The organism is Enterobacter cloacae complex sp. ECNIH7 (assembly GCF_002208095.1).
Lineage (GTDB): Bacteria > Pseudomonadota > Gammaproteobacteria > Enterobacterales > Enterobacteriaceae > Enterobacter > Enterobacter cloacae_M.
In genome coordinates this window covers 3,362,227-3,381,072 of sequence record NZ_CP017990.1, presented here as the reverse complement: position 1 = coordinate 3,381,072, position 18,846 = coordinate 3,362,227, and the positions used below count along the sequence as shown (strand labels likewise).

At 52.3% G+C, this 18,846-nt stretch carries 27 protein-coding genes and 1 tRNA gene; 26 read left to right on the top strand and 2 right to left on the bottom strand.

The genetic code is table 11. From position 1 onward, the window contains the following. The first annotated feature begins 8 nt into the window (after positions 1 to 8). The 24 genes from gpW to WM95_RS16515 all read left to right on the top strand — a co-directional run bounded on the left by gpW (position 9) and on the right by WM95_RS16515 (position 17,603). Positions 9 to 272: a gpW family head-tail joining protein gene (gene gpW / locus WM95_RS16625; protein ID WP_000483309.1), complete on the top strand. Its 264-nt coding sequence runs from the start codon at positions 9 to 11 to the stop codon at positions 270 to 272. Continuing rightward, on the top strand, positions 272 to 1,909 hold the full coding sequence (locus tag WM95_RS16620; RefSeq protein ID WP_001045359.1) for a phage portal protein: 1,638 nt from the start codon (positions 272 to 274) through the stop codon (positions 1,907 to 1,909). The genes gpW and WM95_RS16620 overlap by 1 nt, the downstream gene beginning before the upstream one ends. Then, entirely contained in the window at positions 1,906 to 2,772 is an 867-nt protein-coding gene (locus tag WM95_RS16615) for a S49 family peptidase (protein WP_001052909.1), read from the top strand. Before WM95_RS16620 ends, WM95_RS16615 begins: the two co-directional genes overlap by 4 nt. A 1-nt stretch (position 2,773) precedes the next feature. After that, entirely contained in the window at positions 2,774 to 3,364 is a 591-nt protein-coding gene (locus tag WM95_RS16610) for a hypothetical protein (RefSeq protein ID WP_088544873.1), read from the top strand. Further along, on the top strand, positions 3,364 to 3,768 hold the full coding sequence (locus tag WM95_RS16605) for a head decoration protein (RefSeq protein WP_023294067.1): 405 nt from the start codon (positions 3,364 to 3,366) through the stop codon (positions 3,766 to 3,768). Before WM95_RS16610 ends, WM95_RS16605 begins: the two co-directional genes overlap by 1 nt. A 97-nt stretch (positions 3,769 to 3,865) precedes the next feature. Next, the gene (locus WM95_RS16600) at positions 3,866 to 4,915 is read left to right on the top strand and encodes a major capsid protein (RefSeq protein WP_088544872.1); all 1,050 of its coding nucleotides are present in this window, start codon (positions 3,866 to 3,868) and stop codon (positions 4,913 to 4,915) included. Position 4,916: 1 nt separating this feature from the next. Then, entirely contained in the window at positions 4,917 to 5,297 is a 381-nt protein-coding gene (locus tag WM95_RS16595; protein ID WP_223825720.1) for a hypothetical protein, read from the top strand. Positions 5,298 to 5,301: 4 nt separating this feature from the next. After that, positions 5,302 to 5,661 (top strand): head-tail joining protein, encoded by a 360-nt coding sequence (locus WM95_RS16590; protein ID WP_000537794.1) that lies wholly within the window; start codon positions 5,302 to 5,304, stop codon positions 5,659 to 5,661. Next, entirely contained in the window at positions 5,658 to 6,203 is a 546-nt protein-coding gene (locus WM95_RS16585; protein ID WP_088544871.1) for an ATP-binding protein, read from the top strand. Before WM95_RS16590 ends, WM95_RS16585 begins: the two co-directional genes overlap by 4 nt. 3 nt (positions 6,204 to 6,206) lie before the next feature. Beyond that, the gene (locus tag WM95_RS16580) at positions 6,207 to 6,404 is read left to right on the top strand and encodes a DUF2635 domain-containing protein (RefSeq protein ID WP_049015412.1); all 198 of its coding nucleotides are present in this window, start codon (positions 6,207 to 6,209) and stop codon (positions 6,402 to 6,404) included. Beyond that, complete coding sequence (locus WM95_RS16575; RefSeq protein WP_088544870.1) at positions 6,401 to 7,903, top strand: phage tail sheath subtilisin-like domain-containing protein; 1,503 nt, start codon at positions 6,401 to 6,403, stop codon at positions 7,901 to 7,903. Before WM95_RS16580 ends, WM95_RS16575 begins: the two co-directional genes overlap by 4 nt. A gap of 3 nt (positions 7,904 to 7,906) precedes the next feature. Then, the gene (locus tag WM95_RS16570) at positions 7,907 to 8,278 is read left to right on the top strand and encodes a phage tail tube protein (protein WP_000896638.1); all 372 of its coding nucleotides are present in this window, start codon (positions 7,907 to 7,909) and stop codon (positions 8,276 to 8,278) included. Position 8,279: 1 nt separating this feature from the next. Next, entirely contained in the window at positions 8,280 to 8,558 is a 279-nt protein-coding gene (locus tag WM95_RS16565) for a phage tail assembly protein (RefSeq protein WP_023294065.1), read from the top strand. Positions 8,559 to 8,572: 14 nt separating this feature from the next. After that, the gene (locus WM95_RS27725; protein WP_000718562.1) at positions 8,573 to 8,707 is read left to right on the top strand and encodes a hypothetical protein; all 135 of its coding nucleotides are present in this window, start codon (positions 8,573 to 8,575) and stop codon (positions 8,705 to 8,707) included. Next, positions 8,700 to 10,628, top strand: a complete 1,929-nt coding sequence (locus WM95_RS16560) for a hypothetical protein (RefSeq protein ID WP_088544869.1) — start codon at positions 8,700 to 8,702, stop codon at positions 10,626 to 10,628. The genes WM95_RS27725 and WM95_RS16560 overlap by 8 nt, the downstream gene beginning before the upstream one ends. A 31-nt stretch (positions 10,629 to 10,659) precedes the next feature. Continuing rightward, positions 10,660 to 10,908, top strand: a complete 249-nt coding sequence (locus WM95_RS16555) for a hypothetical protein (protein ID WP_088544868.1) — start codon at positions 10,660 to 10,662, stop codon at positions 10,906 to 10,908. A gap of 63 nt (positions 10,909 to 10,971) precedes the next feature. Then, complete coding sequence (locus WM95_RS16550; protein ID WP_088544867.1) at positions 10,972 to 12,375, top strand: DNA circularization protein; 1,404 nt, start codon at positions 10,972 to 10,974, stop codon at positions 12,373 to 12,375. Continuing rightward, positions 12,372 to 13,457 (top strand): phage baseplate assembly protein, encoded by a 1,086-nt coding sequence (locus WM95_RS16545; protein WP_088544866.1) that lies wholly within the window; start codon positions 12,372 to 12,374, stop codon positions 13,455 to 13,457. Before WM95_RS16550 ends, WM95_RS16545 begins: the two co-directional genes overlap by 4 nt. Continuing rightward, a complete protein-coding gene (locus WM95_RS16540) occupies positions 13,454 to 14,038 on the top strand; it encodes a phage baseplate assembly protein domain-containing protein (protein WP_023568807.1) in 585 nt (194 codons plus the stop codon). The genes WM95_RS16545 and WM95_RS16540 overlap by 4 nt, the downstream gene beginning before the upstream one ends. Continuing rightward, positions 14,035 to 14,472: a phage GP46 family protein gene (locus tag WM95_RS16535; RefSeq protein ID WP_088544865.1), complete on the top strand. Its 438-nt coding sequence runs from the start codon at positions 14,035 to 14,037 to the stop codon at positions 14,470 to 14,472. The genes WM95_RS16540 and WM95_RS16535 overlap by 4 nt, the downstream gene beginning before the upstream one ends. A gap of 1 nt (position 14,473) precedes the next feature. After that, complete coding sequence (locus WM95_RS16530; protein ID WP_001116110.1) at positions 14,474 to 15,616, top strand: baseplate J/gp47 family protein; 1,143 nt, start codon at positions 14,474 to 14,476, stop codon at positions 15,614 to 15,616. Next, complete coding sequence (locus tag WM95_RS16525) at positions 15,613 to 16,206, top strand: YmfQ family protein (protein WP_000051911.1); 594 nt, start codon at positions 15,613 to 15,615, stop codon at positions 16,204 to 16,206. The genes WM95_RS16530 and WM95_RS16525 overlap by 4 nt, the downstream gene beginning before the upstream one ends. 51 nt (positions 16,207 to 16,257) lie before the next feature. After that, positions 16,258 to 17,013 carry a phage tail protein gene (locus WM95_RS16520; RefSeq protein ID WP_088544864.1) on the top strand — a complete coding sequence of 252 codons (756 nt, stop codon included), beginning with the start codon at positions 16,258 to 16,260 and terminating at the stop codon, positions 17,011 to 17,013. After that, positions 17,013 to 17,603, top strand: coding sequence for a tail fiber assembly protein (locus WM95_RS16515; RefSeq protein ID WP_088544863.1), 591 nt, complete (start codon positions 17,013 to 17,015; stop codon positions 17,601 to 17,603). Before WM95_RS16520 ends, WM95_RS16515 begins: the two co-directional genes overlap by 1 nt. A 127-nt stretch (positions 17,604 to 17,730) precedes the next feature. Here WM95_RS16515 and WM95_RS16510 read toward each other — a convergent pair whose 3' ends face one another. Then, positions 17,731 to 17,997 (bottom strand): DinI family protein, encoded by a 267-nt coding sequence (locus WM95_RS16510; protein ID WP_088544862.1) that lies wholly within the window; start codon positions 17,995 to 17,997, stop codon positions 17,731 to 17,733. 99 nt (positions 17,998 to 18,096) lie between these two features. Between WM95_RS16510 and WM95_RS16505 the strand changes: the two genes are divergently transcribed. Next, complete coding sequence (locus WM95_RS16505) at positions 18,097 to 18,336, top strand: hypothetical protein (RefSeq protein ID WP_023325685.1); 240 nt, start codon at positions 18,097 to 18,099, stop codon at positions 18,334 to 18,336. Next, positions 18,336 to 18,656 (top strand): hypothetical protein, encoded by a 321-nt coding sequence (locus WM95_RS16500; protein WP_049015053.1) that lies wholly within the window; start codon positions 18,336 to 18,338, stop codon positions 18,654 to 18,656. Before WM95_RS16505 ends, WM95_RS16500 begins: the two co-directional genes overlap by 1 nt. A 105-nt stretch (positions 18,657 to 18,761) precedes the next feature. Here the strand turns inward: WM95_RS16500 and WM95_RS16495 are convergent. Then, positions 18,762 to 18,838, bottom strand: a tRNA-Pro gene (locus WM95_RS16495). Positions 18,839 to 18,846 lie beyond the last annotated feature (8 nt).

Genomic DNA, 18,846 nt, shown 5'->3' with positions numbered 1-18,846 from the left:
GGAAAATCATGTTCAACCGGAACACCAGCCTGCTTGCCGGCGCAATGACTGACGATCAGCTCAGGGATGCGCTTGCGAAAGCTCAGCAGGCGTACATTGATTTAGCAACCGGGAGCCACGGTGTTTCGTTTTCCTATACGCAGGGAGACGGGACGCGATCAGTGTCCTATCAGCAAAGCACCCTGGCTGATCTGCTGGCCCTGATTCAACTTCTGCAGGCGCAACTGGGGATTATCTCTCGTCCCCGGAAACCAGCGAGGTTTAGATTCTGATGAATAAAGTACAGATACTGGGCTCTGATGGGCAGCCGTTGCGACAGCAGCGTCCCTCTATGCTGGTGGGGGGGAGCCGCGTACCTTATGACGCAGCTGACTCTTTCAGCGATCAACTGGCGAACTGGCAACCCGCGCTGTGGTCCCCGGACAATGAAATTAACATTTACCGGGATCGCATCGTGTCCCGCGCACGCGATCTGGTCCGTAATGACGGCTGGGCAAACGGTGCGGTCACACGTCTGCTGGATAATGCGGTTGGTGCCAACTTCCGCCCCATCATGAAACCCGATTACCGTGTTCTCAGAATGATCACCGGAAACAAGGCGTTTGATGCGTCCTGGGCGGAAGAGTACGGAAAAGCACTGGACGGGCACTGGCGGACCTGGAGTAACGATCCTGGCCGGTATTGTGATGTTGAACGAAAACTCACCGTGTCGCAGATGTTACGCCTGGGATTTCGTCACAAGCTTATTGACGGGGATGCTCTGGCCATTCTCCAGTACAGAACTGACAGGCTTGGTCCCGGAAGAGGGCGTTACGCCACCACGGTACAGATTGTCGATCCTGACCGCCTCAGTAATCCTCAGCAGAATTTCGATATGCCAAATGTCCGTGGTGGCGTTGAAATTGATGCGGACGGTGCACCGGTTGCTTACCACATCAGGGAGGCCCATATCGGTGACTGGTGGAGCGGGGCTAAAACCATGACGTGGCAGCGTATCCCGCGTGAAACTGACTGGGGCCGCCCGCATGTGGTTCACGATTTTGATCATGAGCGTGGCGCGCAGCACCGCGGTAACGGCATCCTGACTCCGGTTATTCAGCGTCTGAAAATGCTGGTGAAGTATGACCAGAGTGAGCTTGAGGCAGCAATTCTTAATGCCATATTCGCCGCTTACATTGAGTCACCCTATGACCCTGCGATGGTTCAGTCTGCCCTGGGCGAGACCTATGACGAGTCGGAGTTAGGCACTTATCAGGACGGGCGTGTTGAGTTCCATAACGATCGGCGTCTGACACTTCAGAATGGTGCCCGAATGCCCATTCTTTATCCTGGTGAGAAAATCACGACGGTTAACGCGGCGCGGCCCTACAGCAATTTTGAAGTCTTCGAATCTGCTGTTCTCCGTAATTTTTCTTCAGGAACAGGGTTGTCCCCACAGCAGGTCACCCAGGACTGGTCTGACGTTAACTACAGTTCTGCACGCTCCTCGTTGCTGGAGGCATGGAAAACACTGACTCGCCGCCGGGACGATTTTTCTACCGGCTTCGCTCAGCCCATTCTCACCGCCTTTGTTGAAGAAGTTCACGACAATGAGGATTTACCCCTGCCCGCAGGCGCACCTGATTTTGTTGACGCCAGAGCCGCGTATTCCCGCGCGCGCTGGATGGGGCCAGGGCGCGGCTGGGTGGATCCGGTTGCAGAGAAAAAAGGCGCCATTCTTGGTCTGGATGCCGGACTTTCCACCCTCGAGATTGAGGTGGGTGAAAACGTCGGTGAAGACTGGGAAGAAGTGCTTGATCAGCGCCAGAGAGAAATTGAGTCATGTCTTAAACGTGGATTACCGCTTCCGAGCTGGGCACAGGCTGACCAGTTTGCGAGCCAGACCATTACCGATCCGGAGGAAAAGTGAATCTACCCCATCTGGCCCAGCGATTATTTAACACCCCGCTGGCGCTGCACCCGAGTAAAGCCGAAGTCATCATGGCATCCGTAATGGACCGATTTGGTATCAGTAAAATCGAATCTTCTCTTGCCATGGAGGATGACTGGTACGGATATGACGATAACCGGGGACGTGAATCCCGTAGTGATCCGGGTTATGACAATGTGCTTGGTGTCGCCGTCATCCCGATATGCGGAACGCTGGTGCAAAAACTGGGCAGTCTGCGTCCGTACAGTGGAATGACAGGGTATGACGGCATTCGTCAGGCGTTTCTTACTGCGATGGAAGATCCCGACATTTCGGGCATTTGCCTGGATATCGACTCACCCGGCGGCGAAGTCGCTGGATGCTTCGATCTGGTTGATGTCATTTACGGCTCCCGGGGGAAAAAGCCTATCCATGCCATTCTGACGGAAAGCGCCTATTCCGCTGCGTATGCCATTGCCAGTGCAGCGGACCGGATTTCTGTTCCGCGCACCGGCGGAGTGGGTTCTGTGGGTGTGATCACCATGCACCTTGACTGGACGCAGCGGATTAAAGATGACGGTCTTAAAGTTACGATCATCACCTATGGATCCCGCAAGGCTGAAGGTTCGCCGCTGAGAGAGTTGTCAGATGAAGCGCTGGCCGCCATCCAGCAGGACATTAACACCATGGGCGAATTGTTTGTGAACACCGTTGCCAGAAACCGGGGGATTAGCGCAAAGGTTATAAAAAGTACCCAGGCCGCCTGTTTTATGGCTGCTGATGGCGTTGAAATTGGACTGGCTGATGAGGTGTGTCCTCCTGACGCTGCGTTCAAAAACTTACTTGAAAAAACAGGAGCCTGAAATGGCAAAGAAAAAAACGTTTAGTTTTGCTCACCTCATTGGTCTTGGCCCTTCCGCTTCTGAGGAAGAAGAGGATAAAAAAGCCAAAAAAGCGAAAGCCCGTCGCGCGGAAGAGGACGAGCGTGAAGATGATGCCGATGATGATGAGCGCGACGACGACGCGGAAGAAGACGAACGCGACGATGATGCTGAAGATGACGGCGATGATCCGGATGCGTCAGAAGATGATGATTCTGAAGACGACGGCGACGACGATCGCAAAGAGAGTAAGGCGGTAAAAAATGCACGCGCTGCTGAGCGTAAGCGCTGCGCCCGTATTTTCGGCAGTAAGCATGCAGCTGCGAATCCTTCACTGGCCGCGTCACTGGCGTTCAATACCGGGATGAGTTCTGCAGCAGCAATTAACGTCCTGGCCTCTTCGGCTCCGGCAGCAGCATCAGCGCAGCCACCCCGCAAACGCTCTCTCGATCAGCGTATGCAGGAAAGCCACCAGGTTCGGCTTAACCCGGATAGTGGACGGAAAGAGACCGGAAAGTCTGCGCTGGTAAGTAAAATGACCGGCCTCTACAACTCCACAAGAGGAGAGAAATAATGGATCAGTTTGGTCAGAATGCGTTTGCGCCTGGCATGAAGAGCGCGCTGTTTATTCCGGATCAGCTTGTCGCTGGCACGCTCCAACTGGTGACTGACACCGGGATCATTACGGGCGGTGCCTTTAAGCGTGGTACGGTCCTGGGCCTGGTGGCTGCCAGCGGGAAATACACGCAATGTGTGAAAACGGCTGAAGATGGCAGTCAGGTACCCGTTGCTATTCTGGTTGATGATGTTGATGCATCGTCTTCCGATCAGAACGGCGGCCTGTATCTGATGGGGGAATTCAACCAGCACCGAATTATTTTTGATAACTCCTGGACGACAGCTGACCTGAAAAAAGCGCTCCGACCGCTGGCTATCTTCCTGAAAGACAGTGACCAGGCTCCTGTAACCACTTCCTGATTTCCCCCACGGCTCTCCTGACGAATGCTTTAACCGGCAGGGGCTGGCTCGTTTAAAATTTTTGCCAGCTACGGCTGGCACTATCAAGAGACTGAATATGGAAAATATTTTTGATACCAGCGTGCTGGTGCAGGTTGTTCCTAACCTGAAAACCAGCCAGAACTGGCTGCTCGATCGCTTCTTCCCGAATGTCGTGACTTACGAGACTGAAGAAGTGGCGATTGATGTTGATGTCGGACTGCGTCGTATGGCGCCGTTCGTCTCCCCGCTGGTGGAAGGTAAGCTGGTCGAATCCCGTAAATACCAGACCAATACCTTTAAACCGGCATACATCAAAGATAAGCGCGCGCCGGACCTGCGCAAACCTATCCGTCGCCAGATTGGTGAGCGTATTGGCGGGGAATATAGCGCTGCCGAGCGCGAAATGCTGAACCTTCAGTTTGAAATGGCTGACCAGATTGACATGATCAACCGTCGTCTGGAATGGATGGCGGCCAGTGCGCTGGTGTCCGGGACCGTAACCGTCGCCGGGGAGGGTTATGAAACTAAGGTGGTGGATTTCGGTCGTGCTTCGGATCTGACCATCACTCTTAGCGGATCGGATAAATGGCCACTGACCGTTGCAGCTGGCGCTACCAATACCCAGCCATCAGATGACATTGAAATCTGGCAGACTACTTTCCTGAAAGAGTCCGGCTCTGTCGCCACGGATCTGGTCTTTACGAATAAGTCATGGCGTGCATTCCGACTGGATACCACCATCAAGGATAACGCCATTACATTCCCGGCGCTGAGCCCGTTTGGTAACCAAATTAACGCCGGCCCACAGGCGATGAAGGGCGCAATTTATAAAGGGCGTTGGGGTAACTTTGACCTCTGGTTATATAACGACTGGTTTATTGACCCGCTGGACAACGTCGAGAAGCCTATGATCCCCGATGGCGCTGTCATTATGAGTGGGGCCGATCTGATGGGGACCCGCGCATTTGGCGTTATCCTGGACCCGGCTTTCAACTACGGTCCGCTGGCCTATGCACCAAAATCCTGGGTGAAAGAAGATCCAGCCCAGCGTCTTATCCTGATGCAATCCTCCCCGCTGGTTATTCCGAGCCGGGTAAATGCATCCCTCTGCGCAACGGTGGTCTGATATGGCAAAACAACCTAATACCGGGCTGGCTGATGATCTGAATGCAGAAGGATCTGCCAAAGATGGCCTGAGTGTTGACGACCTGAATGCGGGCGATAACACCCAGGTAAAACAGCCTTTGAGCAAAACAGATGATGCCGAATCGTCTGTTGATGACGATGGTGGTGACGAAAAATCCGAAGACACTGAATCGCAGGAGTATGTGGTGTTGAAAGGGAATTGCATTCGTCATGACGGGGAGATGTACCGCGAAAATATGCGCATCCCTGTAACCGGCAAAGATGCTGAGCGTCTTCTGCAGTCCGGCGTTATTGCTGATGTTGATGTGCTTCGTAAGCGAGTTCTTGCTTCTCAGCCATCAGTTTCAGTTACGACAGGGTAATGACATGGGCGTGGACTGGGATTCTCATCTTCTGAGTCCGCTGCATGATGTCTTTGGCGATGAGCACGAGTACCGTCCACGTAACGGTACTCCTTTTACAATTAACGGGATTTTTGACCGTGGTTATGCACAGGTTGCTGAAAACCTTGATGGCGATTCAGAAATTAACACCTCCAGCCCGATGCTGGGTGTGCGCGATGCTGAATTTCGCAAGCTGGGTAAATCGCAACCTGCTGTATCTGACCGGGTATTTATAAAGACGGTCGGTGGTCACATCATCAATCAGTTATTTGTTGTGTCAAACGTTGAACCCGACAGTCATGGCGGATCTCGTCTTGTCCTCAATGTGGTAAAACCGCGATGAATGCAGCAACGATACGGCAAATGGTTGTCACTGCACTAACCGGGACAACCAGCGCGGGCGACCGCGTATTCTCACCACGCGACTGGTCAACTTCACCTGATATGTATCCTGTGTTGTTGGTTCAGACGCCTTTTGAACAGAAAAAATCACAGGGGCGTAATACCCCTGCTTTTACTACCCTCACCACTGTCAGGATCACTGGGCGCGTTCAGGAGTATGACGGCGATACAGTGGATGATGGAGCCATGCGGGCAGAGCTGGCGCTTGAAAGCCTTCGCGAGCAGGTGGAGCGCGCGGTGATCAACAGCTACGAACTGACGCGGAACATTCAGAAATACGCGGAAGTTCGTTCAACCATCAATGTTGATTCAGACGGAGAGGCCCATATGGGGCAGCTTCTTTTTGAGATCGACATAGAGCATTACCAGGGGCCGGAAGATTTTTATCCTGTCCAGTCGGTTCCCCTTGAGGGCATGGATATTGCGGTCGACATGCCAGACGGCACAGTTAAACCGGGTATCAGCCTCAATCTTCAGGAGTAATCAATGTTTGTAAAGCCGAACAACGGGCTCAGCGTTCGCTGCCCCGTCAAGGGCACCCCATTGCCTAAAGAGGGTGCTGAAGTACCTGACAATATTTTCTGGCGTCGACGTCTGAGCGATGGGGACGTGATCCTCTCTAAAAAGGATGAGGGCGCGCCAGAGAAACAATCCTTACCTAAAAAAGCGGGAGAAAATGAATGACCGTACCTTTCGCTCGTGTTCCCGATAACCTGCGGGTAGGGCTTTTCTTCGTTGAGTTTGATAACTCAATGGCGAATAACGCCACAGCCACGCAGCGCACTCTGCTTATCGGTGGGATGCTCAGTACCGGCTCAACCCCCCCAGGTATTCCGCAGCGAGTTTCCTCTTCGGATACCGTCGGTGAGCTGACCGGAAAAGGGGGAATTCTGCAGGCCATGATGGCGGCGTATCAGAAAAATGATACCGCAGCCGAAGTCTGGATCCTGCCGCTGGAGGAAGACTCCGATTCCATGGTGGCTGCAACCGGCACCATTAAAGTGAGCAGCGCACCGACGGCAACCGGAGTGATCTCCCTTTATATTGCTGGTGAGCGCATTCAGTTGACCGTTGTAGCAACAGATACGGTGACGGCGATCGCCACCTCTCTGGCCGCGGCGATTAACGCAAAAACCACGCTACCTGTAACCGCCAGCGCGGCTACGGATACCGTAACCCTGACCGCGAAGAACCTTGGTGCTACGGGTAACGGGATCGACATTCGCCTGAACTTCCTCGGCTTACCGGGAGGCGAGTCGACACCTGCAGGCCTGGAACTGACGATTACTGCTATGTCTAACGGAGCCGGGGCTCCGGATATTACCGGCGCGCTGGCTAACCTGCAGGATCGGACATTCGATTTCATCATCAACCCTTACGACGATACAACCTCGTTGAATGTGATGAAGGAGTTCCTGTCAGACACTGGCGGTCGCTGGGCATGGGACAAGCAGCTTTATGGCCATTCCTTTGGTACCACCACCGGGACTTACGCCCAGCTCGGTACTAAAGGTGAGCTGCGCAATAACCAGCATGAGACTCTGCTGGGCGTAAATAAATCGCCGTCTCCTTCCTGGGCATGGTCTGCAGCTTACACCGGCGCAGCTGCGGTGAGTCTGCGTAATGACCCCGGCCGCCCGCTACAGTCGCTCGCTGTTCAGGGGGTACTTGCGCCAGAACTGCAGGATCGCTTTGAGCTGACCGAGCGTAACAATCTGCTGTACAGCGGCATTTCGACATTTACGGTCGATGACGATGGCACGGTGCGCATTGAAAACCTGATCACCACCTATCAGAAAAACAGCTATGGCGATGCAGATGACAGTTATCTGGAAGTGGAGACGCTGTTCAGCCTGATGTTTGTGACCCGCTACCTGCGCACGGCGGTGACCAGCAAGTTTGGCCGCATGAAGCTTGCTGCGGACGGGACCCGATTTGCACCTGGCGCGGCGATCGTCACGCCAAACATCATCAAGGCCGATCAGATTGCTGAGTACCAGACTCTGGTATGGAACGGTTACGCGCAGGATGCGGAGGCATTCGCAAAAAACATCATCGTCGAGCAGAACGCCAAAAATCCGAACCGCGTCGATGTGCTGTGGCCGGGAACTCTCATGAACCAGTTGCGCATTTTCGCGCTGCTCAATCAGTTCCGCACGCGGGCTGAATCAACAGGAGCTTAAACGATGGCAGGTGATACTACTAACCGCCTGGCGGGAACCGCCTATGTCACTGTTAACGGTGTGACGGTAATGGTGGAGGGCTCGTTTAAATACCAGGCTGCCACCGTAAACCGTACCACCCTGACAGGGATGGATGGTGTGCACGGATATAAGGAAAAACCTGTGGCGCCATACATTTCTGCCCGACTGCGTGACAGTGGCGGAACGAATGTGCAGGGCTTTAACCAGCAGACGAACGTCAACGTGATCGCCGAGCTGGCTAACGGGAAAACTATCATTGGCCGTTCACTCTGGACGGTCAACGTCCAGGAAGTGGAAAGCGAAGATGCAGTATTTGATGTTCGCTGGGAAGGCCGCGACGTAACGGAGAACTAAGATGGCTGAGATTGAACGCGTCAAAATTATTCCCTTAACCGTAGCGCTGGATGATGCTGCGGAGAAGACCACTTATACGCAGCTGGAGCTGAAAGCACCCACGCTAAGCCAGGCTGAGCAGTTTTATGAGAAACAGGCTGCGTCAACGTCGCTCGCGGCGATGCGCCTGCTTATTGCGCTGGTTTCCGGTACGCGTGAAAGCGTGCTGCAGCCGATGGATTTTCTCGACTTCCGTAAGTGTGAGGAGTATCTGCTCAGTTTTTTGACCTGGAAGCCCTGACAACCTGGCAGGAAATGGCCGCTGACGTCACCTTCTATTTCCGCTGGTCTGAGGACAGGGCGTGGGGAATGACCCGCGCCCGGCTGAAATGGTGGGTGGCGCAGGCATCCCGGATAAACAAGCTTAGGAAACCTGAAGACGATGAGTAATTCTTTTGATTTTGAGCTGGTGGCCAGCGACCAGGTTAGCGAGGCTATTGACCGCATTAATGAGGCTGTCCGTGACCTGGAGCCGAAGCTAGATAAAACCAAAGAAGGGCTCAAGTTAGGCGGCCAGGAAACAGCCGACGGGCTGAATGGTTTTATTTCGCGTCTTGAGAATATGTCGAAGAGCGCGCGGGATAACGTGCAGTACATCGGCGATATGGTTCCCCCGCTGAAAATGGTGGGGGAGCTCACTGGTAAGATGGGGGCGTTGGGGGTAATTGGTGCTGCCGGCTACGGGCTGAAACAGGTCGCTTATGGTTTTCGGGAGGCATCACGAGAGGCCTACAATCTTGATGTCTCGGCAAAAAATGCAGGAATGCGAGTTGCAGAGTTTTCAAGACTGGCAGGGGCTATGCAGATCAATGGAGCAGATAGTGAGAGCGCCAGGGCTTCAATTGAGGGATTCGCAAAGGCGTTGAAGGAAGCAAATAGCGGCAGTAATCAAGGAATGATGGGGGCTTTTGCGATGATTGGCGTGGAGATACAGAAAAATAAGGATGGTTCTGTTGATACGCTTAAAACACTGCAGGAAATTGCGAAGATATTCCCGACTCTGCGACCAGAACAACAAAAGTCCTTTGCTGATGCGGTGGGTTTTACTCCTGAAATGCTGGCATTAATGCGCGAAGGGGGCAGACTCACTGAACTTCTGACAAAATCCGATAAATTTGGTTTGACCGTAGATCCGGCACTGAACCAGCAGTTGAGTGAAGTGAACGTCACGATGAATGAGCTTAGCGCATCCTGGGATGGGCTGTGGCAACGTTCAAAAAACAAGGCACTCAAGACCATTCTGTCGGATGGTTCAGTCAAAGACGGTCTCGAAGGTGTTACCGATCTGTTCACCAACGGTGACTTTACCGGGCTGTCTCATGCTCTCGGTTTTATCAACAGCAATGACGCTCAGAAACTACGGCGCATTCAGAACGATAAGGCACTTTATGACAGTTTACCCCGCAGTGAACGTGGACAGGTTGACGCGGGGTTCATGACTGATGCTGTAAGAAAGCGGTACGATGCAAATTACCGCGCGACCGATTCTGCGCTTCAGTTGCAGAATGACTTATCCGCTATCAGCCAGCCACAATCCAACGTTGCACGCGGCAATGTTCCTTACGGGGAAACAAGGAATAACGCAATTGGCTTCAGAAATAATAATCCCGGTAATTTGAGGGTTGCAGCAAACGCAACGGGTAAAAATGGCGGATTTTCTACCTTTGCGAATGATGCCGACGGAAGAGCTGCAATGGCGAGACAGCTGATGTTGTACGGTGACAGGGGGAATAATACTCTGGATGGGATTATTCATACCTATGCTCCGCAATCAGAGAATAATACTCGTGCATATATTGATTCCGTATCAAAAAGTACTGGGTTTGGAGCGCAGCAGCGTATTAATCTCCACGATCCTGATGTGTTAAAAACACTGATGGCAGCAATGATTAAACATGAAAGCGGAGCACAGCCGTATACCGAAAATGAACTGAGCGATTCTGTCCGGACGGCCATCATTGACGATCGGTGGAAGGGTTTACGTAGCCCGGAAGTTCTGGCTCAACAGCGATATGATATTATCTCAGGTTCGCAAACTGGAAATCGTGACTCCAGCAGTCTTAGTAACCCGAGTGATGAAACTGATATTCTCTCAGGCTCGCAGAACAGAAATCGGGAATCCATCATTCTGAGTGATACGGGTAAGAAAAGTGATGAAAGTGTACTCGGCGACAATCTGGCTAAGTCTCTTAAAGAGGCAATGTCAGAACAACCACTTAAGCTCGAAATCACAATGGTTAATGATAAGGGTGAGCGAAAAACCTATAATGCGGAAAATAATGGCAGAATAACAACGGCCATGAATTACTGATCACTGTCGTCATTTCGTTAAGGAAGAAGTTATGAATGAAAAAGTTTTTGGAGCAAAAGCCATTTGGACTCCAAAGGTTTTTGCGCTTGTTTACCTGGTAATTGGCATTTTCCTCGTTTTTTCTGTTGTCTCAATGAATTTCACGGCGATTACGATATCGGTGGTAAGTGCATTGCTTTTACGTGTGCTTTATGAGTTCCTAATGACCTCATTCAAGGCGACTGAGCATCTTTACAGGATCGCCGAATCTCTTGACCGTAATGGACCCAGCGATAAATAGATAAGTCATTTCAGTGCATATGTAAACCGCCGACATGGCGGTTTTTTTATTTCCGGAGGCGTGATGCCGTCAATTATCCAGAATGCAATAACATCCCTGATGGGCGGTGATGCCAGCGATGACTGGCAGGGGCAGTTAAGGCCCAGCTCATTCAGAGGAGTGCCATTTGCAATTGTTGCTGAGGAAGGAAGCCACGGCCGACGCCAGGCGGTACATGAATATCCCTACCGTGATACAGCCTGGATAGAGGATATCGGTCGAGCAACAAGGCGATTTGTTATTCGCGGTTTTTTGATTCAGAACAGCCAGGTTTATGGTGGCGGCGATGCCATCACACAGCGCCAGTCATTAATTGAAGCCTGTGAACAAAAAGGTAGCGGTACGCTCGTCCATCCGACACTGGGCGAATTAACGGTTTCCATCCCTGAGAATGGTTTGCGTATTTCCGGTTCGATGGAGAACGGGCGAGTATTTGAATTTACCCTGATGGCAATTGAATCAGGGCTTAAAGTGTTTGCTGTCACGGGCAGTACCGTTGCAGGCGCCACGGTGAAAACCAACTATCTGAAACTGGTCAGCACTGCTGTGCTGAGCACGATTGCCAGAGTTAAGAGTGAAATCCGCGGTGTCACACAGGCTATAAACACCATCAGAGGCACGGTCACGTTCTGGACTAACATGGTTGACAGCACCATCAGTCAGGTCACGAATCTCAGCAATGTCCTGAACTCCACGTTCGGGAATACCCGGTACGGACGTTACAGTAAAGGCTCTGTGGGCGGTAGTTCCTCTGCTGTTGCTGGCAAATCGTCAGTTGCTGATGTGGATGATGAGAGAGCACTGGCTGACAAGGTAACAGCCCAGTCGGTAATGGACCGGAAAAATGTTACCGACAGGTCGAGCCAGCTTAGCAGCTCCAACACACCTGATGAGTTTGTCCAGGGCGTCGCCGACGTGGTAAACGCAATTCTTAACAGCGCCGGCAGCGTTAATGACCGAATCACAGCGCTGGAAAAACTGGCTAATTCAATCAGCACGGAGTACCAGCAGTCCGACAGCAGCAAAGCGATTTCGGCGACCATGAACACGCTGATTGTTGTGCTATGTACTGGTGCCATGACCAGTGCCGCTGCGGACTCCAGACCAGCCAGTACAGACGAGGCAGAAGAGTTAACTCAACGAGTTTCTGTGCAACTTGATACGGCGCTGGTTCTGGCTGGAGACCGCGCGGACGATGATATGTATAACGCGCTTCTCGCCGTCAGATCGGCATTCCTTTCTACGATGAGTGAGCGTGCTTCTGGTCTGAGCGAGCTTCTGCAGGTTACTACCGCTCAGCCGCTTCCGGCGCTGACGCTGGCAAACCGATTATACCAGGATGCCACCCGTGCAGATGAACTGGTACAGGAAGCGCGCGTACCGCATCCGGCGTTTATGCCGACAACCATGAAGGTACTGAGGCAATGAATGCAGACAGCGATCTGGATGTTGTTTCTTTGACGGTCGACGGCAAAATCATCGAGGGGTGGGATTCTGTCCGGGTAACGCGGGGTATTGAGCGTTTTCCCTCTGATTTCGATCTTGGGCTAATGGATTACTTCCCTGGCAACGAAGATCGTCAACTCGTTGAAGAGGGAATGCCCTGTGAGGTTCGTATCGGAGATGATCTGACACTGACGGGATATGTTGATGACTGGGAACCCGCACTATCGCGCTCCCGCCATGAGGTCCGCGCCACGGGCAGGAGCAAATGTCAGGACCTGGTGGATTGCTCAGCCGAGTGGCCTAACAACGTCATCAATGCCAGTAATGCGCTTGAAATTGCTTCTCGCCTGGCATCCTACTACGGCATCACCGTAACCACGGATGTTGATGAACTTGTGAAGGTACCCAAGTTCACTCTGAACTGGGGTGAGTCTCCGCAAGAAGTCATCGATCGGGTGGCCAGATGGTCTGCTCTGCTTTACTACGATCAGCCCGATGGAAACCTGTTACTGACCCGGGTGGGAACACGTCGTGCGGCAAGTGGGATAGCCGAAGGGGTAAATGTCGAGCAGGCATACTACCGCAAATCGATGGCTGACAGGTTTTCAGATTATGTCGGTGTATCAATGAGCGTTTCTCCAATTGCAGGGTATTCGCCTGATACGGCCTATGACGCTGTGACTCTGGCAACGGCGAGAGATCCGGAGGCCGCCCGCATGCGGTACCGAAAACATATATCGATTGTGGAAAGTACCCTGATGGCTACTCAACAGGCACAAAGTGCGATCGACTGGGAAATGAACCGGCGGTACGGACGTTCAAAACAGCTCTCGGTAACCATCGATTCCTGGCGGGATAAAGACGGGAAACTGTGGGAACCAAACACATTGATCCCCGTTGATCTTCCCACCTTACGGTTGCCGAAGACTGAATTGCTACTGGCAGAAGTCACCTATATGCGCGATGACTACGGCACCCATGCACGCATGACGCTGATGCCGCCTGAAGCATTCTCCGTTCAGCCATATGCCTTCTACCAGAACCTGGCGGGATTCAATACATGAAGCAACTTTTTAAACATGCAGCGACCAGGATCGCCGGCATGCTGGGGATTGGCCGGATCACGGCTATGAAAGATGGTGGGGTGGTGCAGTCAATCCAGTACCAGACTCCGCTGGAGGTGGCCAGCGCACCGCGGATGGCAGAATTTGGCTTTTCATCCGGCCTGCCGTCAGGGACTGACGTGGTTCTGGCTTTTATTGGCGGTGATCGTTCCAGCGCGGTGGTAATTGCGTCCAACCATCAGGGGTTCCGTCATACAGGCCTGAAAGCGGGCGAAACGGTCATGTATAACCAGTGGGGCCTTAATATTCTCCTGACGGAGAAGGGGATCTTCCTGGATGCAAAGGGCCAGAATGTTGAGGTCAATAACGCCACTAACGTGACCATCAATGCCAGCCAGGGGATCCTTGCAAATACCCCGATCCTGAGGTGCACGGGTGACATTGTTGATAACTGTGAAACCAATACCCGAACACTGAAAGAGCTGCGGGATGCACATAATGACCATGATCATGTGGTTAAAAATGCCCAGAGTGGCAATGACAATATCCGCAGCCAAAAAACAGAGGATCAGGTGACATGAGTGACATCGCTTCATTCTGGAATGTGGATGAGATGTTTGCTGACTGGCAGAAAGGGCTGGGTGAACTCACCACGGGGAACGATTTACAGACTGCAATACTGGTCAGCCTGTTTACTGACAGGCTGGCGCGCGCTGACGATGATTATGAGGATAGCGATCGCCGCGGCTGGTGGGGGGATTCCGGGGAGGAGTCGCAACTGGGATCCCGGTTGTGGCTGCTACGGCGGAAAAAACTGACCCCGGATGTAGCAAAAAAAGCGGAGGAATACTCGAGTGAAGCGCTCAACTGGTTAAAGGTTGATGGCGTTGTCAGCGAGGTTATTCCTGTTGCAAGGATCGTCCTGCCTGACCGGCTCAATCTCATTATCCGCTATCAGGCACCGGGGAAGGACTGGCAGGAATTCAGGTTTTACTGGATATGGGAGCAACGTTAATATGCCGTTTAAACGACCGACGCTGAGCGAACTCCGCGACGGAAACCGGAAATTTATGCAGGCGGAGCTTGAGGATGTTGGTGCGCTCCTGCGCTTCGCGAACCTGAAGGTACTGGCTGACATGGATGCGGGGATGGGGCATCTGCATTACGCCTACCTTGACTATATTGCCCTGCAGACAAACCCGTTTACCTCTACCGATGAGTATCTCGCCGGGTGGATGGCCCTTAAGCAGGTATTCAGAAAACCAGCTGCAGCGGCGAAGTCGCCTGCGGTACAGGCTAGTGGCAGTGTTGACTGTATTATCCCTGTTGGCTCGATCATTAACCGCGGGGACGGATACCAGTACCGGACGGATGCAGATCTTAAAATTCAGGCAGATGGATTTGGTATCGTCGCGGTGACGGCCATACTGCCGGATATTACCAGTGATGTAACGGGTGGAGGCGCGCGCGGTAACGCTGATGCCGGGACCATAATGACCCTGGACGCGAATATTGCTGGCGTGGATCCACAGGTAACGTTACTGTCCGCTGCGACCGGCGGAGCCGATATTGAAACGGAAGAGGATTTTCGCAGTCGTGGCTTGCTGGCATGGCAGAATCCGCCTCAGGGTGGAAGCGACGCCGATTATAAAAAATGGGCGCTTGAGGTTTCGGGCGTCACCCGCGCGTGGGTAAAGCGGCGTCTGAACGGGGCCGGGACCGTTGGCGTGTATATCATGTGTGATCGGAATGACAATGGTGGGTTTCCGGTCGGTACCGACGGAATATCCCAACTTGAGGACTGGGGGGCTGTTAAAGCCACCGGAGACCAGCTCGCTGTCGCCGACCACATCTATCCGCAGCAGACAGACACTGCCATTGTTTTCGTATGTTCCCCGATCAAGAAAGTCATCAATATTGAAATCTCTGGGATCAAAAATGCCGACAGCACCACAGTTCAGGGGATAAAAGACGCGCTGACGGCGCTGTTTTTTGATGAAGCTAACCCTGATGGTTCCGGGAAAGTTTACCTCTCTGATATTAACGGGAGTATCGGCGGTGTTAGCGGCACGACGGGCTATATTCTTAACTCTCCGACGGCCAATATCACCTTTGCTGTTGGCGAAATTCCGGTGCTTGGCGGGGTGAATTTTGTATGAGCCTCTTTTCAAAAAATGATTATGCCGGTGCGCTTGGTGCGCTGCTACCGACGGGCAGGGCGTGGCCCCGGTCGCAAAGAACGGTACAGGCTGCGGTATTACGGGCACTGGGCAGCGCGTTTCAGCGTTCTGACAACGATGCGCAAAGCCTGATTACTGGTGCTTTTCCCCCTACAGCGACGGTAATGTTGTCAGAATGGGAAAGCTCTCTGGGGTTACCAGATGATTGTGCGATTGGTGAATCCGGTGGCGTCAGCGATCGCCAGCGCGCCGTGGTGGCAAAGTTAATCAGCACCGGCGGCCTGAACCGCGATTATTACATCCGGGTGGCTGCAGCTCTTGGTTATACCATCACTATCACACAGTTCCGGCCCGCTATGAGTGGCATGTCAGTATGCGGTGATGCGCTCAACGGTGACGAGTGGCCATTTACCTGGCGGATAAATGCGCCACAAACAACGATCAAGTATTCGCTTGCTGGCGCGTCCTACTGCGGAGATCCGCTCGCATCGTGGGGCAATAAACAACTGGAGTGTTCAATCAACAAAATTGCCCCATCCCATCTGAACATCATTTTCAATTATTCATAACTGATATTTCCCCCTCTGATTTTATCGCTTAACACTAAGTGAGGATTAACTATGCTCCGAATCGGGCAAGTCGAAGCCACTGCAACGCAGGATGGCAAATATACTGATGGAAGTGTTGCTGGTGGTATTGCCGCAACGAGGCTGCGGGCAGCAGCGTTTAACGCCATGCAGGAAGAATTAGCGCATATCGTAGAGTCAGCAGGTTTGGCGCTCGACATTAACGATATGACTCAGGTTTTAAAAGCCATTCAAAAACTGACACTGAGCCGTGCAAACCCATTTGCCGATATCAAATCAGATGGTGCGGCTGCTATTGCGACCGCTCTCTCAAACCTTGGTTTGGGAGCGGGTGCGCCAGCTATCGGTATCCCGTTCTTCTGGCCGTCCTCGGCAATGCCAAATACGGTAATGCCAGAATGGTCTAACATGGTGTTTCTGAAGTTCAACGGCGCGACGTTCTCGGCGGCTACTTATCCTAAACTTGCTCTTGTTTTCCCTGGCCTGGTTCTTACTGAATCACGGGGTGAATTTCTTCGTATCTGGGATGATGGGCGCGGAGTTGATGCAGGCCGCGGCCTGTTAAGCGCTCAGGGTCATGCCTATCAAAGCCACTCGCACCGATTGCTCATGAGCGCAGGTAGCGCAGGGAGCGGCAATGTTATTGGTATTGATAGTAGTTTAAATGGAACGCTCACTTACAACATTAACCAACCAGGCGGCGGGCAAATTCAGGCGATTGAAAATGCAGGCGACACCGAAACACGCCCACGTAACATTGCATTCAACTTTTTAGTAAGGGCTAAATAATGAAACCTGTTTTCGATGAAAATGGACTGGCAACAGAACCGGGTGAAATCCGGTGCTATTACTACGACGCGGTGACGTTTGAATACATGGGATGGTCTGACGAATATATTAATCTTGGTGTGAGCATGCCAGGCCATTCGACTGATATTGAGCCAGGTGATGAAGTGGCTGGGAAGGTTGCTGTATTCCAGAACGGCGGATGGGTGCTTAATGAAGACCATCGTGGTGAAACGGTATATTCAACCGCTGACGCCTCGGCCTCAACGGTAGATTATATCGGTCCAGTTAAGGATGGTTACACCAGTCTTGCCCCTTCAGGTCCTTACCAGAAATGGGATGGGAAAAAGTGGATAACAGATACAGATGCTCAGCATGCTGCTGATGTAAAAGCGGCGGATAAGCAGAAAACCGCGTTACTGGTTGAAGCGCAGGAAACAATCAGTTTCTGGCAAACTGAGCTGCAACTGGGCATCATCAGCGACGAAGACAAAGCCAGTCTGATTGCCTGGATGCAGTACATTAAAACAGTGCAGGCAGTGGACACGTCGAATGCTCCGGATATCACCTGGCCTACTCAGCCGGAGGTGTAGGCCAGTCGATATTAGGTGCGCTGCAGGTATCAACGGCCTCCAGCTCATTTACCGGAAATTCCCGGTAGGCAGTAGTTAGAACTGATGCAGGCCGTCGGTGAATGTTTAGGCTAGCAGCCTGCACAATTTACAGCCCAACCTGGCGAACTGTCGGGAACTCAGATACCAGCCACATATCGGCCTCTTCAAACATTTCCTCCAGCATGCGATTCAACTTTTCCCGATCGCTTTTGCTGGCATCACTATTCAAGCCGTTCGCCTGCATCGGCTTTACCTTCACTTCGGCATCAGGAAAAATTTTGTGCACCCGCTTTGTTAGTTCAGCCAGGATGATCTCTCCGGCCCCCTGGAGCCCCTCAACATTTCGCTTGTCATAAACCAGTTCAACAAACATAACGATCCTCTTAAAAGTGAAAATTGCCTGTGCTTGATCTGTTTTTATAAAAATACTACTGTATATGCATACAGTCAATGAGCGAGTGAGGGTGCGTTTATGCCTCGTCAACCGGATATTCGTGCTGCTTTTATTGCGGCCATACAGCAAAACCCGAAGGGCTATCTCTGCCTGCATACAGACAAATTCATCGCTGAACTGCAGGAAAGGAACTGGCATTTCAGCCAGGCAGATGCAAATTCATGGATCGAGCGATACCAGCCGGACTTCGCCGATAAGACGACAAACGGAAGCGAGAACCGATACTGGATCCTGCGTAACATGGGGAGGGTTTTCTAATGGGATTTCCATCGCCAGCCATGGATTACCAAGAGCAGCGCATGACGATAGATGTTATCTGTGGTGTAGATAACAACTGCCGGGTTATTGAAACTTCATGCGGCTGGGCCGTTATTAACGTCAGTCTGAAGCCAGAAGGAGGGGATACGTTGCTGGTTAGCATGGACGGGAGAAACCAGTTTGTGAAGCTAATGGGTCAGGCACTGATAACGGAAGAGGGTGAGGCGATCGAAGGAGAAGCCTTGAATGATGTTACGGTGCACGGCGTTCTTACACATACACTTAACCAAGTTAAAGACGATAAATCGCCTGTAATGTAGCGTGTAAATGTCGGGGGTTATTCCCCCATTTTTCCCCAATGATTCCCCGCACAAATTTTAAACATGAAAAAACCAACCATAAGAGGCTGGTTTTCAATGTGTTTTTGGTCGGCACGAGAGGATTTGAACCTCCGACCCCCGACACCCCATGACGGTGCGCTACCAGGCTGCGCTACGTGCCGACGCATAA

Excerpts from the sequence above, each read along its gene's own strand:
- gpW (WP_000483309.1), top strand. The coding sequence starts at position 9 with ATGTTCAACCGGAACACCAGCCTGCTTGCCGGCGCAATGACTGACGAT.
- WM95_RS16620 (WP_001045359.1), top strand. The coding sequence starts at position 272 with ATGAATAAAGTACAGATACTGGGCTCTGATGGGCAGCCGTTGCGACAG.
- WM95_RS16610 (WP_088544873.1), top strand. The coding sequence starts at position 2,774 with ATGGCAAAGAAAAAAACGTTTAGTTTTGCTCACCTCATTGGTCTTGGC.
- WM95_RS16605 (WP_023294067.1), top strand. The coding sequence starts at position 3,364 with ATGGATCAGTTTGGTCAGAATGCGTTTGCGCCTGGCATGAAGAGCGCG.
- WM95_RS16600 (WP_088544872.1), top strand. The coding sequence starts at position 3,866 with ATGGAAAATATTTTTGATACCAGCGTGCTGGTGCAGGTTGTTCCTAAC.
- WM95_RS16595 (WP_223825720.1), top strand. The coding sequence starts at position 4,917 with ATGGCAAAACAACCTAATACCGGGCTGGCTGATGATCTGAATGCAGAA.
- WM95_RS16590 (WP_000537794.1), top strand. The coding sequence starts at position 5,302 with ATGGGCGTGGACTGGGATTCTCATCTTCTGAGTCCGCTGCATGATGTC.
- WM95_RS16585 (WP_088544871.1), top strand. The coding sequence starts at position 5,658 with ATGAATGCAGCAACGATACGGCAAATGGTTGTCACTGCACTAACCGGG.
- WM95_RS16580 (WP_049015412.1), top strand. The coding sequence starts at position 6,207 with ATGTTTGTAAAGCCGAACAACGGGCTCAGCGTTCGCTGCCCCGTCAAG.
- WM95_RS16575 (WP_088544870.1), top strand. The coding sequence starts at position 6,401 with ATGACCGTACCTTTCGCTCGTGTTCCCGATAACCTGCGGGTAGGGCTT.
- WM95_RS16570 (WP_000896638.1), top strand. The coding sequence starts at position 7,907 with ATGGCAGGTGATACTACTAACCGCCTGGCGGGAACCGCCTATGTCACT.
- WM95_RS16565 (WP_023294065.1), top strand. The coding sequence starts at position 8,280 with ATGGCTGAGATTGAACGCGTCAAAATTATTCCCTTAACCGTAGCGCTG.
- WM95_RS27725 (WP_000718562.1), top strand. The coding sequence starts at position 8,573 with ATGGCCGCTGACGTCACCTTCTATTTCCGCTGGTCTGAGGACAGGGCG.
- WM95_RS16560 (WP_088544869.1), top strand. The coding sequence starts at position 8,700 with ATGAGTAATTCTTTTGATTTTGAGCTGGTGGCCAGCGACCAGGTTAGC.
- WM95_RS16555 (WP_088544868.1), top strand. The coding sequence starts at position 10,660 with ATGAATGAAAAAGTTTTTGGAGCAAAAGCCATTTGGACTCCAAAGGTT.
- WM95_RS16550 (WP_088544867.1), top strand. The coding sequence starts at position 10,972 with ATGCCGTCAATTATCCAGAATGCAATAACATCCCTGATGGGCGGTGAT.
- WM95_RS16545 (WP_088544866.1), top strand. The coding sequence starts at position 12,372 with ATGAATGCAGACAGCGATCTGGATGTTGTTTCTTTGACGGTCGACGGC.
- WM95_RS16540 (WP_023568807.1), top strand. The coding sequence starts at position 13,454 with ATGAAGCAACTTTTTAAACATGCAGCGACCAGGATCGCCGGCATGCTG.
- WM95_RS16535 (WP_088544865.1), top strand. The coding sequence starts at position 14,035 with ATGAGTGACATCGCTTCATTCTGGAATGTGGATGAGATGTTTGCTGAC.
- WM95_RS16530 (WP_001116110.1), top strand. The coding sequence starts at position 14,474 with ATGCCGTTTAAACGACCGACGCTGAGCGAACTCCGCGACGGAAACCGG.
- WM95_RS16525 (WP_000051911.1), top strand. The coding sequence starts at position 15,613 with ATGAGCCTCTTTTCAAAAAATGATTATGCCGGTGCGCTTGGTGCGCTG.
- WM95_RS16520 (WP_088544864.1), top strand. The coding sequence starts at position 16,258 with ATGCTCCGAATCGGGCAAGTCGAAGCCACTGCAACGCAGGATGGCAAA.
- WM95_RS16515 (WP_088544863.1), top strand. The coding sequence starts at position 17,013 with ATGAAACCTGTTTTCGATGAAAATGGACTGGCAACAGAACCGGGTGAA.
- WM95_RS16510 (WP_088544862.1), bottom strand. The coding sequence starts at position 17,997 with ATGTTTGTTGAACTGGTTTATGACAAGCGAAATGTTGAGGGGCTCCAG.
- WM95_RS16505 (WP_023325685.1), top strand. The coding sequence starts at position 18,097 with ATGCCTCGTCAACCGGATATTCGTGCTGCTTTTATTGCGGCCATACAG.
- WM95_RS16500 (WP_049015053.1), top strand. The coding sequence starts at position 18,336 with ATGGGATTTCCATCGCCAGCCATGGATTACCAAGAGCAGCGCATGACG.